This window comes from Sphingomonas sp. (genome assembly GCF_019635515.1).
Classification (GTDB): Bacteria; Pseudomonadota; Alphaproteobacteria; order Sphingomonadales; family Sphingomonadaceae; genus Sphingomonas.
In genome coordinates, this window is sequence record NZ_JAHBZI010000001.1 from 2,263,369 (window position 1) to 2,278,061 (window position 14,693).

Below are 14,693 nucleotides of genomic sequence, written 5' to 3' on the forward strand. Positions count from 1 at the left end.
GCATCTTTCTCGACAAGCCTTTTAAAAGAGAGCGAGTTTCCGTTCCCCGCTTCCACGCCAGCCGTCCGGGCGCAAGCCCGAACGGCAAGATTAGCGCACGCACCGGAGCGTTTTCCGGCCGGGGGGGCACGTCCTACCCTTCGGAATCCTCACCGCTATCGCGGCAGACCTCGGGCGCTCGTGCCACGTCGAATACAACAATCGCAGATCGCAAACTGACAGCGCAGGCGAATCTTCGCGAAAAGGCTCTCCTGACGAAGAACTTCGCCGCGATATCAGGCCATTGCCATCAGGCTGGCATTGCCGCCCGCAGCCGTGGTGTTGATCGAAGTCGACACCTCCTCGACCAGCCAATCGAGCCGATAGTCGTTGGCCTGTGGCAACAGGATCGGTCCGGGCAGCGCCGCCACCCGCGCCAGCACGGCGCGGACGGCCTCGCCCGCGCCTTCGACAAGCACACCGGCGAACGGCCCCGCCGCCGCCCAATCCTCCGCACGCTCGATTCGCGCGGCAATGCCAGGCGGCAAGCCGTCAAGCGCCGGCCCCGCCCCGATCACCGCATGGTTGCCGGCCGCCAGCGCCGATGCCAGCTGCCGGATCAGTCCGGCGCGCGTCTCCGCGACCAGCAGCACGCGCCCGCGCGGATGCAGCGCGTAGATGTTGCGCTCGCCGACCGGCCCCGCCAGTTCGACGGCAGCGCCCAGCGGCGAAGCGCCCGCCAGGTCACGCGCCGCCGCGGCCGCTTCGCGATCGCCCTGTTCCTCCAGCCACAAAGCGAGATCGCGCAGCGCCGCGTCGGCAACGTTCGAGCTCAGCTGCGGCGGCGGCGCTTGCCGAACCAGCCGGCCCAGATAGAGCGGCCCGCCCGCCTTCGGCCCGGTGCCCGAAAGCCCGCGCCCGCCGAACGGCTGCACGCCGACGATCGCGCCGATCACGTTGCGGTTGATGTAGAGATTGCCCGCCTTCACGCGCTCGGTGACATGCGCGACGGTCTCGTCGAGCCGGGTATGGAGCCCGAAAGTGAGGCCGTAACCCGTGGCATTGATCTGGTCGATCAGCCGGTCGAGCCCTTCGCGCCGGAAGCGAACGACATGCAGGACCGGGCCAAACACTTCGGCGGTAAGATCGGCGATGCTGTCCAGCTCGATGATCGTCGGCGGCACGAAGGTGCCATGCATGGTCTCACCGTCGAGCGCGATCTGCTCGACGCGCCGCCCCAGCCCGCGCATGCGCGCGATATGCTTGTCGATATTGGCTTGCGCCTCGGCCGTGATCACCGGGCCGATATCGACGCTGAGCCGGTCGGTGCGTCCGATCTTCAGCTCGTGCAGCGCGCCGCGCAGCATCTCGAGCGTGCGATCCGCGATGTCTTCCTGCAGGCACAGGATGCGGAGCGCCGAGCATCGCTGGCCCGCGCTGTCGAACGCCGAGGCGATGACGTCGCCCACCACCTGCTCCGCCAGCGCCGAGCTGTCGACGATCATCGCATTCTGCCCGCCGGTCTCGGCGACGAACGGGATCGGCTTGCCGTCGGCGGACAAACGCTTCGCCAGTTCGGCCTGGATGATCCGCGCGACCTCGGTCGAGCCGGTGAACATCACCGCCGCCGTCTCGGGTGCAGACACCAGCACCGCGCCGATCCGGCCGTCGCCCAGCACGAATTGCAGCGCCGCTTCCGGTACGCCGGCTTCATGGAGCAGGGCGACGCCCTGCGCGGCGATCAGCGGGGTTTCCTCGGCCGGCTTGGCCAGCACGGGGTTGCCCGCGACCAGCGCCGCGGCGACCTGGCCGATAAAGATCGCCAACGGGAAATTCCATGGACTGATGCACGTGACCGGCCCTAGCGGCTGGACCCCGCCCAGGGTGCGCCGCGCCTGATCGGCGTAATAGCGCAGGAAATCGATCGCCTCGCGAATCTCGCCAATGGCGTTGGGCAGCGACTTTCCCGCCTCCCGCATCACCAGTCCGAGCAGCGCAGGCATCCGGTCCTGCATCAGGTCCGCCGCGCGATCGAGGCAGGCCGCGCGCTCGGCGACAGGCACCGCCGCCCAGCCCTTCGCCGCCGCGGTTGCGGCGCGGACGGCATGCCATGCCTCTTCCTCCGAAAGCTCGGCAACCATGCCGACCAGATCGCGATGATCGGCGGGATTGCGCACCTCGCGCGAAGTTCCGCCTCCGGCATTGGCAGCCGCCCGCCAGTCCGAATGCGCGCCTGCCGTCAGCTGCGCGTCCAGCATCGACAGCACCGTCTCGTTGGCGAGATCGAGCCCGTCCGAATTGCGCCGCGTGCCATAAAGGTCGGCGGGCAACGCGATCTGCGGGTGTTTCTGACCGGTGCCGACCGCGTCGATCGGGTCGGCTATCAACTCCGCGATCGAGACGTCGGGATCGGCGATGCGGTTGACGAACGAGGAGTTGGCCCCATTCTCCAGCAACCTGCGGACCAGATAGGCAAGCAGCGTCTCATGCGTGCCGACCGGCGCATAGATGCGGCACGGCCGGTCGAGCTTGGCGGCGCCGACGACTTCTTCATACAGCGGCTCGCCCATGCCATGCAGGCACTGGAACTCATATCTGCCGAGATGGAAATCGGGGCCCGCCATCGCATGGATGGTCGCCAGCGTCTGGGCGTTGTGTGTCGCGAATTGCGGGAATACCGCGTCGCCCGCCGCCAGCAGCTTCCGTGCGCAAGCGATATAGGCGATGTCGGTGTGGATCTTGCGGGTGTAGACCGGGAAGTCCGCCAGCCCGTCGACCTGCGCACGCTTGATCTCGGCGTCCCAATAGGCGCCCTTGACCAGCCGCACCATGATTCGCCGCCCGGCGCGCTGTGCCAGATCGACGATCCAGTCGATGACATGGGGACAGCGCTTGCCATAGGCCTGGACGACGAAGCCCAGCCCCTTCCAGTCACCAAGCGCCGGATCGAGCGCGAGGCTTTCCAGCAGATCGAGCGACAGTTCCAGCCGGTCGGCTTCCTCGGCATCGATGTTGAAGCCGATGTCATAGCTCCTGGCGAGCGCGGCCAGCGTCTGCACGCGCGGCAGCAATTCACGGGTCACCCGCTCCGCCTGCGCGCGTGAATAGCGTGGATGCAGCGCCGACAATTTGATCGAGATACCCGGGCCGGCATAGACGCCACGCCCGGCCGAGGCCTTGCCGATGGCATGGATCGCGGTCTCATAGTCGCGGTAGTAGCGCGCGGCATCGGCCGCGGTCGTCGCCGCCTCACCGAGCATGTCGTAGCTATAGGCGAAGCCTTCCGCCTCGAGCGGCCGCGATCGCTTGAGTGCTTCGCCGATCGTCTCGCCCGTCACGAACTGCTCGCCCATCATCCGCATCGCCATATCGACGCCGCGGCGGATCACCGGCTCGCCGGCCCGCGCGATCAGCCGGGTCAGCGCCGCCGCCAGCCCGCGATCATTGACGCTGCTGGTAAGCTTGCCGGTGACCACCAGTCCCCAGGTGGCGGCGTTGACGAACAGCGAGCGGCCATCGCCGATATGCGACTTCCAGTCGCCATCGGCGATCTTGTCGCGGATCAGCGCGTCGCGGGTGTCATTGTCGGGAATGCGCAGCAGCGCCTCGGCAAGGCACATCAATGCCACGCCTTCCTGGCTCGACAGCGCATATTCCTGGACGAGCCCCTCGACGCCGCTGCCCTTATGCTTGGCGCGCAGCGCGGTGATCAGCGCGGTCGCGGTTGCCGCCGCCTCGGCGCGGACCGTATCGGGCAGTCGCGCCTGCTCGACCATCGCCGCCACGCATTCGGGCTCACTACGACGATAGGCGGCGGTGATCGCCTGACGCAGCGCGCTCTGGGTGCGGATCGGCGGAGCGAAGTCGGCGAACAGGGGGGGCATCGCGTCGTCGGTCATCTCATCCTCTCGGCTGCTATGGCGCCCATAGCACGACACGCGGTGGCGATCTCGCCAATCAGCGGCTATTATGAAGGCGTTTCACCTATCACCAGGCAATTGATCGGATCACTTTAATGGCAAATACTAATAATTCCGGGCAATTCGACCGATTCGATCAGCAGATCATCGACATCCTGCGCGAGGATGGCCGCATGTCGGTCACCGAGCTGGCCAGCCGGGTCGGCCTTTCCAAGACGCCGTGCCAGGTCCGGCTCAAGCGGCTGATCGATCACGGCGTCATCCGCGGCTTTCGCGCGGTGATCGACCCGGTCAAGCTCGGCCTCGATCATATCGCCTTTGCCGAGGTGAAGCTCTCGGACACGCGTGAGGCGGCGCTGGAGGAATTCGCACAGGCCGTGCTGCGCATTCCGGAGGTCGAGGAATGCCATATGATCGCCAGCAGCTTCGATTATCTGCTCAAGGTCCGCACCTCCGATATCCGCCGCTACCGGATCGTGCTCGGCGAGCGCATCTCCAGCCTCCCGCACGTCGCCAGCACCTCGACCTTCGTCGTGATGGAGACGATCCGCGACAGCAGCGACTAGGCCGGACTGCGGTGGTCTAGCAATTACCCGCTGCGTCGTCCGTTATCGTGTTGGGTGCTCCCCAATCGACGGTGATGGTGGCCCCGAGAGGATTCGAACCTCCGACCTCTCGATTAGGAATCGCTTGCTCTATCCTGCTGAGCTACGGGGCCACGCCGCTGCTGGTAGTGGGCGGCATCCGAGGGGTCAATCGCGCTTCAGTTGCTCGCTTCCGGCGGCACAACCGGCAATGGCAGCGGTGCGACGGGCACGCCTTCGTCGATCAGCGCCCTCGCCTCATCCGCCGTCGCCTGGCCGTGAATCTGCGCCACGGGCACCTCCCCCAGATGCATCGAGCGGGCCTTGTCGGCAAAGGCGGTGCCGACCCAGGTGGAATTCTCCAGCGCCTTGCCCTGCGCCGCGGCGAGCGCGGCCATCGCCGCCTTCATCGCCTCGGGCGGGATCGCCGCGCCCTGATTGCCCTTGGCGGCGACATTGGGCGCCATCACCGCCTTATCGACTTCGCCGCTGCCGCAGACCGGGCACGCCACCAGCCCGCTGGCCTTCTGCTCGGCGAATGCCGCGCTCGATCCGAACCACGCCTCGAAGACATGGCCCTGCCCACAGCGAAGGTCGAAAACGATCACAGTGCCTCGACTTCCGGGATCGCCCGGCGATGCTGGAGCACCGGTACCCGGGCCCGCGCATTCTCGACCCGCGTCATATCGATCTCGGCAAAGCCAAGGCCAGCCGCCTCGCCCATATCGAGCAGCAACTCGCCCCAGGGATCGCTGACCAGCGAATGGCCATAGGTGGCGCGGCCATCCTCATGGACGCCGGTCTGCGCCGCCGCGATGACGAACGCCGCCGCTTCGATCGCCCGCGCGCGCATCAGCACATGCCAGTGCGCCGCGCCGGTCGGGCGGGTGAAGGCGGCTGGAATCGCCAGCAGCGTCGCGCCGGCGTCGCTCAATGCGCGAAACAGATCGGGAAAGCGCAGATCGTAGCAGATCGCGAGACCCAGCACGCCCAGCGGGGTGCGCACCGTCACTGCCCGCTCGCCCGCCGCATAACTGTTCGACTCGCGCCAGCTTTCGCCGGTCGGCAGGTCGACGTCGAACAGATGCATCTTGTCGTAGCTTGCCCGGATCGCGCCGCTGGCATCGATCACATAGCCGCGATTGGCCAGCTTGCCGTCATCGCGCAGGATGGCGAGGCTGCCGATATGGACCCAGATGCCCGCCTTCGCCGCCGCCTCGCGCACCGCGGCGAGCACGCGGTCGTCACCCTCATGCGCCAGCGACGCCGCCGCGCGGTCGCGGTCACGATCGACCAGCCCGGACATTTCCGGGGTGAACAGCATCGCCGCCCCGCCCGCAGCCGCCTGCTCCACGCCCGCGACGATGGTGCGGGCGTTGGCGCGCGGATCGATCCCGCTCGTCATCTGAAGCAAAGCAGCGCGCGTCATGCCGCTAGCAAGGAGTCCAGTCCGCCCTGACGCTCCAGCGCGGCGAGATCGTCCGACCCGCCGATATGCTTGCCGTCGATAAAGATCTGCGGAACAGTGGTGCGCCCGTTCGAGCGCTCGAGCATCTCGGTGCGCTTGGGGCCGCCCATGGTGATGTCGAACTCTTCGAATTCCGCTCCCTTGCTCGCCAGCAGCGCGGTGGCGCGGTGGCAATAGGGGCAAAAGGCTTTGGTGTAGATTTCGATTTTCGCCATATCTTCCTCGGCAATTGTGGTCGGTCCGGCCGCTTGTCAATCCAGCGCCTCATCTCCCAGAACGCGCGCCCAGCAAAGAAGGCTCACTTTCGCCGCGCCGCCGCGTCGCAACGTCCTGGTGCAGGCATTCGCCGTCGCGCCGCTGGTATGGACATCGTCGATCAGCACCACGGTCTTGCCCGCAAGCCTTGCCGCAGCATCCGCGGCCAGCGCGAAGGCTCCCGCCACCGCCTTGGCCCGACCCTTGTAACCCAGCCCGCGCAGCACCGGCGTCGCCTTCATCCGGCGCAGCAACTCCATATCGGCGGGCACCTTGCTCGATTTCGATAGCGCTCCCGCGATCAACGCCGCCTGGTTGAACCCGCGGCCCCAGATCCGCCAGCGGTGCAGGGGCACCGGCACCAGCAGATCCGCATCTTCGGGCATCAGCCGCGCCATCGCTCGCGCCATGGTTTCGGCGCAGGCCAGCCGGCCCGAATATTTGAGCTTGAGCGCCACCGATCGCGCCACCTCGCCATAGGCGACTGCCGCGCGCACTCCCGAAAGGAGCGGCGGATCGGCCAGGCATTCGCCGCACGCCGCGCCCTCGCCGCGATCATAGTCGAACGGCGCATGGCACAGCGCGCACCAGGGCGGCCCGAGGAAGCGCAGGCTGCCCCAGCACCGCACGCAGAAGCGGTGATCCTCCCCCGTGATCTCGCCACAGCCCGGGCAGCGCGGGGGAAGCGCGAGATCGGCGAGCCGGGCGAGCGGGGTCATCAGCACGCTCCCTTGTCCCCCGCTCCGCGCCGCTGCACAAGCGCCCCGATATGCCAGCTGCCGAATCCCCCTCCGAAATCTTCGACCGCGCGCTCCGCCGCAAACGCCGCGACCGCGCCGCGCGGGCCTATGAGAGCTTCGTGCGCGATCACATGCTGGAGGGCATTTCCGAGCGGCTGGAAGGCGTGAACCGGAGGTTCCGCGACGTGCTCGATCTCGGCAGCTTCGGCGGCGGGTTCGAATTGCCCGGCGCCAGCATCACCCGGCTCGATGCGGGGAGCATATGGGCTGCGGGCGGCACGCAGGGCGAGGAAGACCAGCCCCATTTCCCCGACGCCAGCTTCGATCTGATCGTCTCGGCGGGGGTGCTCGATTCGATCAATGACGTTCCCGGCGCCCTCGCCCTCGCCCGCCGCGCGCTACGCCCCGACGGACTGTTCCTCGGCGCGTTCCTCGGCGCCGGCACCCTTGCCACCCTCCGCGCCTGTTTCATGGCCGCCGAAGCCGATCGCCCCGCCGCGCGCTTCCACCCGCAGATCGATGTGCGCGCCGGCGGCGATCTGCTCACCCGCGCCGGCTTCGCCCTACCGGTCTCGGACGTCGAGACGCTCAGCGTGCGCTACGCCAGCATCTTCGGCCTATTCCGCGATCTGCGCGGCATGGCGGCGACCAATCTCCTCCCCGGCGCGCCGCCGCTCACCCGCGGCACGCTAGCCCGCGCCGCGCGGGAATTCGCCGAGCGCGCCGGCGCGGACGGCCGCACCGCCGAGCGTTTCGAGATCGTTTATCTGACCGGCTGGGCGCCGGACGCTTCGCAGCCCAAGCCCGCCAAACGCGGCAGCGCGACCGCATCGCTGCTGGACGCGCTCAAACCGAAGCCTCCAGAACCGCGATGAACGGCAGGTCGGCGGGCGGCATCTCCAGCCCGCGCAGTTCCGCCGGCATCACCCAGCGCAGCGCCGTCGCGTGCCGGGGCTCGGGCGTTCCGCGCCATTCGCGCAGGGCGTAGAGCAACAGCATCAGATGCCGTCCGTCCAGCGGTTCGCTCGCGAAGGTCAGGGGCGCGAGCGTCGCGGCATCGAACTCGATCCCCAGTTCCTCCGCCAGTTCGCGCACCAATGCCGCCTCGGGCACCTCGCCCCGCTCGACCTTGCCCCCCGGAAACTCCCACAATCCCGCCATCGGCTTGCCGGGCGGCCGCTGCTGAACGAGCACGCGGCCATCGCCGTCGATAAGGGCGGCCGCGACCACCAGCAATAAATCAGACATGTGGTTCAGCACTTAGTTAACGCTCTTTCTTTATTCACGATCCAGTTCTGAAGGAGAAGTCTTGGCGATGCGAGCCTTGGCACAACGGATTGTCATGCTGCTCGGGGACCGCAAGGCGGCCACCGCGGTCGAATATGGCTTGATCCTCGCGCTCGTCGTGCTCGCGTTGATGACGGGCCTGCAGTCGCTCGGCGGCAGCACGTCTTCGCTCTGGGGCAATATCCATACCAAGGTTCAGAACGCGAGATAATTGCACGAAAGTGCAATCGTAACGGCTTCGTAATGGTCCGCCTTAGCCGTTTATTTACTTCCGGGGCCTAGCTTCGAATGTGCCGAACCGGATGTCCGGGGAGGTCGGGTGAATGAAGCAACACGACAAACGTTGGAGACCGGTAATGCAGAAGATTCGCAATTTCCTGAAGAATTCCAAGGGCGCCACCGCGATCGAGTACGGCCTGATCGCCGCTCTTATCGCCGTCGCCGCCATCGCTGCCATGCAGGGCCTGGGCAACCAGCTCAACAAGACCTTCGGCAACGTGTCGTCGAACATGAAGGCTTCGTAAGCTTCCATAATCGAGAGAATCGGGCGGCGAGGCTTACGGGTTTCGTCGCCTTTTCTTTGGGGGGATCCAAAACATGCTGATCAAGTTTTTAACGATGTTGCGCGAAACGCGCGCAGCCACCGCGATCGAATACGGGCTGATCGCCGCTCTCATCGCCGTCGCCGCGATCGCCGCGATGCAGGGCCTGGGCAACAATCTCAAGAAGACGTTCTCGAACGTCTCCTCGAACATGAAGGCCAGCTAAGGCCAAATGGCTTTGGGCCCTAGACCCGGCCCATCGCCAGGAATTTCGCGCGGCGCGCTTGGCGCAGGCTCTCGGGCGAGAGACCGGCCATCCCGTCGAGCGCGCGCGCGATGGCGTCTCCCAAAGCGCCGATCGCCGCACCGGGCTCGCGATGCGCGCCGCCCAGCGGCTCTCCGACGATCTCGTCGATCACACCCAGTTCCTTCAGGTGCTGGGCGGTCACCTTCATCGCCTCCGCCGCGTCCGCCGCCTTGTCGCCGGTCCGCCACAGGATCGACGCGCAACCCTCCGGCGAAATCACCGAATAGATCGCGTGCTCCATCATCAGCACGCTATTGCCAGCCGCCAGCGCCACCGCGCCGCCCGAACCGCCTTCGCCGAGGATCGCGGAAACCAGCGGCACGCCGAGATTGAGACATTGTTCGGTCGAGCGCGCGATCGCCTCGGCCTGGCCACGCTCCTCGGCCTGCACACCTGGGAACGCGCCCGAGGTGTCGACCAGCGTGATCACCGGCAGATTGAACTTGTCCGCGAGCTGCATCAGGCGGATCGCCTTGCGGTAGCCCTCGGGCTTGCCCATCCCGAAATTATGCTTGAGCCGGCTGGCGGTATCGTCACCCTTCTCGTGCCCGATCACCATCACCCGGCGGCCGCGGAAGCGCCCCAGCCCGCCGATGATCGCCGAATCGTCGGCAAAGGCGCGGTCGCCGCCAAGCGGCATGAAGTCCTCGATCAGCCCGGCGACATAATGCTTGAAGTGCGGGCGCTCGGGATGCCGCGCCACCTGGGTCTTCTGCCACGGCGTCAGCTTCGAATACGTGTCCTTGAGCAGCTTGTCGGACTTCGCCTGCAGCGGCCCGATCTCGGCATCGATATTGACGGCGCCGCCCTCGGCGGTCGCACGCAATTCGTCGATGCGCGTCTGAAGCTCGGCGATCGGCTTTTCGAAATCGAGAAAAATGGTCATTCGCGCTCGGCTACGCTTGGCGTTTCGTTACGTCAACGAGCGCTTCGCCCAAAGGATGCCGCTCATTGACGAGATCGACCAGCCTTTTGCTGTCGACATGGGTGTAGATTTCGGTGGTCGCGATGTCGGCATGCCCCAGCATCGCCTGCAATGCGCGCAGATCGGCCCCGCCTTCGAGCAGGTGGGTAGCGAAGGCGTGGCGGAGGACATGCGGGCTGACGCGGTCGGACGGGATACCCGCTTCCGCCGCCAGCGCGCGGATCAGCTGGTAGAGCCGGACGCGCGAGAGGTGGCCCTTGCCCGAGGGGAACAGCCAGGCTCGGTCGCTGGCGACATGCGCGCGCCATTCGGCCACCGCCGCGCGGGCGCGGTCCGAGATCGGCACCAGCCGTTCCCTGCCGCCCTTGCCGCGCAGGATCAGATAGGGCCGATCGGGCGAGACGGCGCTCCGCGGCAGCGACACCAGCTCGGTCGCGCGCAGTCCCGATCCGTAGAGCAGCTCGACCAAGGCCAGCAGCCGCAGGTCGTTGGGGTCCTTGGGCTCGCGGGCGATGCGCGCGGTGATCGCGGCGAACATCCGCTCGACATCCTCGGCGCTCAGCACCTTGGGAAGCGCCCGCGCCGATCCCGGCCGCGGCAGCGCGCCCGCCGGGTCGTCGCCGCGCAAGCCTTCGTCGGCCAGAAACGCGAAGAACCGGCGCAAGGCCGCCGATTTGCGCGCCACGGTCGCCCGCGCCAGTGCCTGCCAGTCGCTCCCGAGCTTTTCGAGTTCAGCGCGTCCGGCCCGGCCAAGCCCGCCGTCCAGCGCTTCGGACGCCAGCCGCAAATCGGTGCCGTACGCCGCGATGGTGTTGCCCGCCGCGCCCGCCTCGGCCCGCATCATCTCAAGGAAGCGCTCGATCAGTGCCGGGTCTTCAACCTCGCCGGTCTCAGGCGAAAAACCGGAAACCTTGCTCAAGCCCGGCTGATCGCCTCGACGGCGATCATCCGCGCATAATTGCCCATTCCCGCCGCCTTCATCGCCGCAAGGATGTGGAATAGCGCCTCCGGCGTGACATTGTCCCAGCTGCGCGACTGCATGCCGACTGCGGCGAGCAAGGCGACCAGCGCCGAATCGCCGCGCCGCCCGGCGGCGTCGATCGCCCGGGTCCAGCTATTGGCGGCACCGATCGCCACATCGAGCGCCGCCGCGCCGCGCCGCGCGTCCGCCGCCTCCAGCCGTCCCAGGCCCGCGAGCCCGGCCAGCATCAGCTGCGCCTTACGCCGCCCGGCGACATCGCCATAGACATCGAAATCGCCATAAGCGACGCGCGAATCGCCGGGATCGGCGAGCGTCAACAGCGCCCAGCCCTCGCTGCCGCGCTTGACGACGCCGCGCCATTCCATCGCCGACGCTTCCATCCCCGCGCTCAGCATCGACGCGATCAGTTTCTCGGGCGCATCGACGCCGCTCGACGCTGGAATCCATGAAGACGCCCGCGCGGTCAGGATCAGCCGGGCATAGGCGGTGCGGGGGGTCTTCGCCTGATCCCAGAGCTTGCGGATCGCCGCCATCCGATCGGCGACATCGCCATCGATATAGGCGGTGCGCAAATCGCGGGCGATACCCTCTTCGGGCGTGCCATTGGCGTCCGGATCCTGCGCGATCTCCGAATAGAGATCGATCAGCCCCGCGCTGGAGAACACCCCCGCGCTCGCCGCCAGCTCGGCGGCGGCAGCGCGCGATGCCGGCGGCAACGACGGAGACAGCGCCTGCCAGTAGCGGACCTGCGGGCCGGCGGTCGCATAGAGCGCGGCGGGTACCTGCTCGCCGGTCGCGGTGGCGAGGCCGAAACGCCACGCCGTCAGCACCGGCACGCCCTGCCATTCGAGCGTGACCGCGCGGCGACCCTGCGCTCCCGACCCCAGCACCTTTTCGGCAAGCAGATTGTCGATATCGCTCGGGCTGGTCCCGCGTCGCGCCTGATCGAGCAGCTGCCCCGCCTCGTTCGGCTTGCCCGCCAGCCCGGCACACATCGCGCGGGCCAGCGCCCAGCCACGCTGCGCGACAACCTTGGCGCCTTCATCGGCGATGCCGCACATTCCCGCGGGATCGCCGCTCGCCAGCGCCGATTGCATCGCGACCTGATAGAGCCAGCTCGTGTAATTCTCGGCATCGACATCGTTGATCACCGCCCGCGCGGCACTGGCCTCGCCCATCCGCAGCAACACCCAGGCGCGGCTGGCGGCATAATCGGCGCCATTGATGTTCTTCGGTGTGTCGAGCGGCGACATCAAGGCGCGACGCAGCGCGATCGATGCCCAGCGCGAGGCGATCGGCGCCTTCAGCCGCCTGAGCAGCGCGTCGAGATAGCGTCCGTCGGCGGCGCCCATGCCCTTGGCCGGGAACGGCGCGTTGCCCCACGCGATCACGCCGACCCGTGCCAGCGAATGGCGGGCATATTCGGGCAGCTCGTAGCGCGAGAGATCGACCGGACCGATCGTCTGCGCGCCGGCATCGGCAACGCTGGCATTGCCCAGCGGCTCGGTGGCAAGCGGCGCGGTGCTGACGGCAGGCGTCGGCGAGGCCGCCGGTCGCGTCGCGGCGGGTGCCGGAGCGGGCGCGGCCGGTTCGTCGAACCCGGGCGGAAGCAGCGATTCGGGCGCGCCCTGCTGCTGACCCAGCGCGGGCACCGCCACGCCGGCCAGCAGCATCGCCGCCAGCGCGATCCGCGAACGCTTACTTGGCGAGGTTATCAAGCGGAACCACCTTCTCCATCCGCGTCGGTTCCTTCACCGAGCTGCGCCCGGCGAGCAGGACCATGCCCCCCACCAGAACCACGAGAACGACGATCAACGCTATCAGCGAACGCGACATGAATGGGTCCGTCAAAAAATGGATGCCAAGAAATTCTAGTGCCCGGGCCTTTTGCCCGACTGCCCCCCAAGCTGTATAGCCCCCGCGACGATGCTGCAAACGGGGACCAACGGACACCGCTGGGGCGGAAAGCCGATCGTGCTGATCGGCCTGATGGGGGCAGGCAAGACCACGGTCGGCCGGCGCCTCGCGCAGCGCATGCGCCTGCCCTTCGTCGATGCCGATCATGAGATCGAGGCCGCGGCGGGAATGACCGTCTCGGATATCTTCGAACGGTTCGGCGAACCCTATTTCCGCGACGGCGAGCGCCGGGTGATCGCCCGGCTGGTCGATGGCACGCCCAAGGTGATCGCCACCGGCGGCGGCGCCTTCATTAACGAGGCCACCCGCGCGCTGATCCTCGAACAGGCGATCACGGTGTGGCTCGACGCCGAACCGCATGTCCTCGCCGACCGCGTCCGCCGCCGTGACACCCGTCCCCTGCTGCGCGATCGCGATCCGGTCGAGGTGCTCGGCGAGCTCGCCCGCGTCCGCAATCCCTTCTATGCGCTCGCGCCGATCCGCGTGGAGAGCGTGGCCGCGCCGCACGACGCCACCGTCGATGCGATTCTGAAAGCTCTGAAATCGTGACAATTGTTTCCGTCGCGCTCGGCGACCGCAGCTATGACGTGCGGATCGAGGCCGGGCTGCTCCCCCGCGCCGGGCCCGCGCTCCGGCATCTCGCCAATGGCCGGTCGATGCCGATCGTCACCGACGCGAACCTGCGCCCGCATCTGATCGTCCTCCAGGCGAGCCTCCGCGCCGTCGGCATCGCCAGCGAGGCCTTGGTCCTGCCCGCCGGCGAGGCGACCAAGAACTGGGCCAGTCTCGAACGCGTCACCGACTGGCTGCTCGAACAGGGCGTCGAGCGCAGCGATCACATCATCGCCTTTGGCGGCGGCGTGATCGGCGACCTGACCGGCTTCGCGGCATCGGTGCTCAAGCGCGGCTGCAATTTCATCCAGTTCCCCACCACCCTGCTCAGCCAGGTCGACAGTTCGGTCGGCGGCAAGACCGCGATCAACTCGGCCGCGGGCAAGAATCTCGTCGGTGCCTTCCACCAGCCGGCACTGGTGCTGATCGATCCCGATCTGCTCGATACCCTGCCCGGGCGCGAGCTCCGCGCCGGCTATGCCGAAGTCGTCAAATACGGCCTGATCGACGATTTCGCGTTCTTCGAATGGTGCGAGGCCAACGCCACCGCGCTGCTCGCGGGTGACGACGCGGCCCGCGAGTACGCCATCGCCCATTCGGTCGCCGCCAAGGCCCGCATCGTCGGCGAGGACGAGCGCGAGACCACCGGCAAGCGCGCGCTGCTCAATCTCGGCCACACTTTCGGCCATGCGCTTGAGGCCGAGACCGGCTTTTCCGACAAGCTCCTCCACGGCGAGGGCGTCGCGGCGGGCATGGCGCTGGCGTTCGCCTATTCGACCCGCCTCGGCCTCTGCCCCACCCAGGATAGCGAACGTGTCGCCGCCCACCTTCGCGCCGTCGGACTGCCCGATGGATTGCGGGCCGCGGGCATCACCGCCGGCGGCGCCACGCTCATCGAGCACATGCTCCACGACAAGAAGATGGCCGGCGGCACCCTGCCCTTCCTCCTCCCGCGGGGGATCGGCCAGACGTTTCTCGACAAGACAGTGGATTTGGCAGACGTCGCCGAGTTCCTGGACGGACAGCCGCGCTAACGGTTTCACCGAAAAATGTCGGCATCCCGGCCTTGAGCCGGGATGCCGAAGAAAGCTGTCCTACATCCGGCAGAACTGTCATCCTCCCCGCATGTCGCGCATGCTGCTCCGCACTACCTTCGCCGGATGCGCAACAATGTT

General features: G+C 67.5%; 16 protein-coding genes and 1 tRNA gene. 7 read left to right on the forward strand and 10 right to left on the reverse strand.

The genetic code is table 11. The features are described from left to right. Window positions 1-275 precede the first annotated feature (275 nt). Entirely contained in the window at window positions 276-3,917 is a 3,642-nt protein-coding gene (gene putA, locus KF730_RS11400; RefSeq protein WP_294095179.1) for a trifunctional transcriptional regulator/proline dehydrogenase/L-glutamate gamma-semialdehyde dehydrogenase, read from the reverse strand. Between the two features lie 77 nt (window positions 3,918-3,994). On the opposite strand from putA, the gene KF730_RS11405 reads away from it, so the two are divergent. Further along, the gene (locus KF730_RS11405; RefSeq protein ID WP_294095180.1) at window positions 3,995-4,465 is read left to right on the forward strand and encodes an Lrp/AsnC family transcriptional regulator; all 471 of its coding nucleotides are present in this window, start codon (window positions 3,995-3,997) and stop codon (window positions 4,463-4,465) included. Window positions 4,466-4,540: 75 nt separating this feature from the next. Here the strand turns inward: KF730_RS11405 and KF730_RS11410 are convergent. The 5 genes from KF730_RS11410 to KF730_RS11430 form a co-directional block, all read right to left on the reverse strand. Beyond that, window positions 4,541-4,617: transfer RNA gene (locus KF730_RS11410), tRNA-Arg, on the reverse strand. Between the two features lie 45 nt (window positions 4,618-4,662). After that, window positions 4,663-5,091, reverse strand: a complete 429-nt coding sequence (locus KF730_RS11415) for a DUF1178 family protein (RefSeq protein ID WP_294095182.1) — start codon at window positions 5,089-5,091, stop codon at window positions 4,663-4,665. Continuing rightward, on the reverse strand, window positions 5,088-5,912 hold the full coding sequence (locus KF730_RS11420) for a carbon-nitrogen hydrolase family protein (protein WP_294095184.1): 825 nt from the start codon (window positions 5,910-5,912) through the stop codon (window positions 5,088-5,090). Before KF730_RS11420 ends, KF730_RS11415 begins: the two co-directional genes overlap by 4 nt. Next, complete coding sequence (grxC, locus tag KF730_RS11425) at window positions 5,909-6,166, reverse strand: glutaredoxin 3 (protein ID WP_294095187.1); 258 nt, start codon at window positions 6,164-6,166, stop codon at window positions 5,909-5,911. Before grxC ends, KF730_RS11420 begins: the two co-directional genes overlap by 4 nt. A gap of 36 nt (window positions 6,167-6,202) precedes the next feature. Then, window positions 6,203-6,925: a ComF family protein gene (locus KF730_RS11430; RefSeq protein ID WP_294095189.1), complete on the reverse strand. Its 723-nt coding sequence runs from the start codon at window positions 6,923-6,925 to the stop codon at window positions 6,203-6,205. A gap of 50 nt (window positions 6,926-6,975) precedes the next feature. On the opposite strand from KF730_RS11430, the gene KF730_RS11435 reads away from it, so the two are divergent. Further along, window positions 6,976-7,821: a methyltransferase domain-containing protein gene (locus KF730_RS11435; RefSeq protein WP_294095192.1), complete on the forward strand. Its 846-nt coding sequence runs from the start codon at window positions 6,976-6,978 to the stop codon at window positions 7,819-7,821. On the opposite strand, the gene KF730_RS11440 is transcribed toward KF730_RS11435, so the two are convergent. Continuing rightward, a complete protein-coding gene (locus KF730_RS11440; protein ID WP_294095194.1) occupies window positions 7,793-8,194 on the reverse strand; it encodes a (deoxy)nucleoside triphosphate pyrophosphohydrolase in 402 nt (133 codons plus the stop codon). The genes KF730_RS11435 and KF730_RS11440 overlap by 29 nt on opposite strands. 67 nt (window positions 8,195-8,261) lie before the next feature. Between KF730_RS11440 and KF730_RS11445 the strand changes: the two genes are divergently transcribed. The 3 genes from KF730_RS11445 to KF730_RS11455 all read left to right on the forward strand — a co-directional run bounded on the left by KF730_RS11445 (window position 8,262) and on the right by KF730_RS11455 (window position 9,001). After that, window positions 8,262-8,444: a Flp family type IVb pilin gene (locus KF730_RS11445; RefSeq protein WP_294095916.1), complete on the forward strand. Its 183-nt coding sequence runs from the start codon at window positions 8,262-8,264 to the stop codon at window positions 8,442-8,444. Between the two features lie 145 nt (window positions 8,445-8,589). Further along, window positions 8,590-8,757 (forward strand): Flp family type IVb pilin, encoded by a 168-nt coding sequence (locus KF730_RS11450; RefSeq protein ID WP_066793728.1) that lies wholly within the window; start codon window positions 8,590-8,592, stop codon window positions 8,755-8,757. 73 nt (window positions 8,758-8,830) lie between these two features. Further along, window positions 8,831-9,001 carry a Flp family type IVb pilin gene (locus tag KF730_RS11455; protein ID WP_294095213.1) on the forward strand — a complete coding sequence of 57 codons (171 nt, stop codon included), beginning with the start codon at window positions 8,831-8,833 and terminating at the stop codon, window positions 8,999-9,001. Window positions 9,002-9,020: 19 nt separating this feature from the next. Here the strand turns inward: KF730_RS11455 and KF730_RS11460 are convergent, their stop codons facing one another. The 3 genes from KF730_RS11460 to KF730_RS11470 are packed head-to-tail and all read right to left on the reverse strand — an operon-like array spanning window position 9,021 to window position 12,707. After that, on the reverse strand, window positions 9,021-9,968 hold the full coding sequence (locus KF730_RS11460) for an acetyl-CoA carboxylase carboxyltransferase subunit alpha (RefSeq protein WP_294095216.1): 948 nt from the start codon (window positions 9,966-9,968) through the stop codon (window positions 9,021-9,023). 10 nt (window positions 9,969-9,978) lie between these two features. Further along, window positions 9,979-10,926 carry a tyrosine-type recombinase/integrase gene (locus KF730_RS11465; protein WP_294095221.1) on the reverse strand — a complete coding sequence of 316 codons (948 nt, stop codon included), beginning with the start codon at window positions 10,924-10,926 and terminating at the stop codon, window positions 9,979-9,981. Continuing rightward, window positions 10,923-12,707, reverse strand: coding sequence for a hypothetical protein (locus KF730_RS11470; RefSeq protein WP_294095226.1), 1,785 nt, complete (start codon window positions 12,705-12,707; stop codon window positions 10,923-10,925). Before KF730_RS11470 ends, KF730_RS11465 begins: the two co-directional genes overlap by 4 nt. Before the next feature lie 208 nt (window positions 12,708-12,915). On the opposite strand from KF730_RS11470, the gene KF730_RS11475 reads away from it, so the two are divergent. Together KF730_RS11475 and aroB are read left to right on the forward strand one after the other, a co-directional pair. Continuing rightward, window positions 12,916-13,455 carry a shikimate kinase gene (locus tag KF730_RS11475; RefSeq protein WP_294095229.1) on the forward strand — a complete coding sequence of 180 codons (540 nt, stop codon included), beginning with the start codon at window positions 12,916-12,918 and terminating at the stop codon, window positions 13,453-13,455. Then, window positions 13,452-14,552, forward strand: a complete 1,101-nt coding sequence (gene aroB, locus KF730_RS11480) for a 3-dehydroquinate synthase (protein WP_294095231.1) — start codon at window positions 13,452-13,454, stop codon at window positions 14,550-14,552. Before KF730_RS11475 ends, aroB begins: the two co-directional genes overlap by 4 nt. The last annotated feature ends 141 nt before the right edge of the window (window positions 14,553-14,693 follow it).

Bases quoted from the DNA above. Each gene is read 5' to 3' on its own strand.
- KF730_RS11405 (WP_294095180.1), top strand. From the start codon at position 3,995: ATGGCAAATACTAATAATTCCGGGCAATTCGACCGATTCGATCAGCAG.
- KF730_RS11420 (WP_294095184.1), bottom strand. From the start codon at position 5,912: ATGACGCGCGCTGCTTTGCTTCAGATGACGAGCGGGATCGATCCGCGC.
- grxC (WP_294095187.1), bottom strand. From the start codon at position 6,166: ATGGCGAAAATCGAAATCTACACCAAAGCCTTTTGCCCCTATTGCCAC.
- KF730_RS11430 (WP_294095189.1), bottom strand. From the start codon at position 6,925: ATGACCCCGCTCGCCCGGCTCGCCGATCTCGCGCTTCCCCCGCGCTGC.
- KF730_RS11435 (WP_294095192.1), top strand. From the start codon at position 6,976: ATGCCAGCTGCCGAATCCCCCTCCGAAATCTTCGACCGCGCGCTCCGC.
- KF730_RS11440 (WP_294095194.1), bottom strand. From the start codon at position 8,194: ATGTCTGATTTATTGCTGGTGGTCGCGGCCGCCCTTATCGACGGCGAT.
- KF730_RS11445 (WP_294095916.1), top strand. From the start codon at position 8,262: ATGCGAGCCTTGGCACAACGGATTGTCATGCTGCTCGGGGACCGCAAG.
- KF730_RS11450 (WP_066793728.1), top strand. From the start codon at position 8,590: ATGCAGAAGATTCGCAATTTCCTGAAGAATTCCAAGGGCGCCACCGCG.
- KF730_RS11455 (WP_294095213.1), top strand. From the start codon at position 8,831: ATGCTGATCAAGTTTTTAACGATGTTGCGCGAAACGCGCGCAGCCACC.
- KF730_RS11460 (WP_294095216.1), bottom strand. From the start codon at position 9,968: ATGACCATTTTTCTCGATTTCGAAAAGCCGATCGCCGAGCTTCAGACG.
- KF730_RS11475 (WP_294095229.1), top strand. From the start codon at position 12,916: ATGCTGCAAACGGGGACCAACGGACACCGCTGGGGCGGAAAGCCGATC.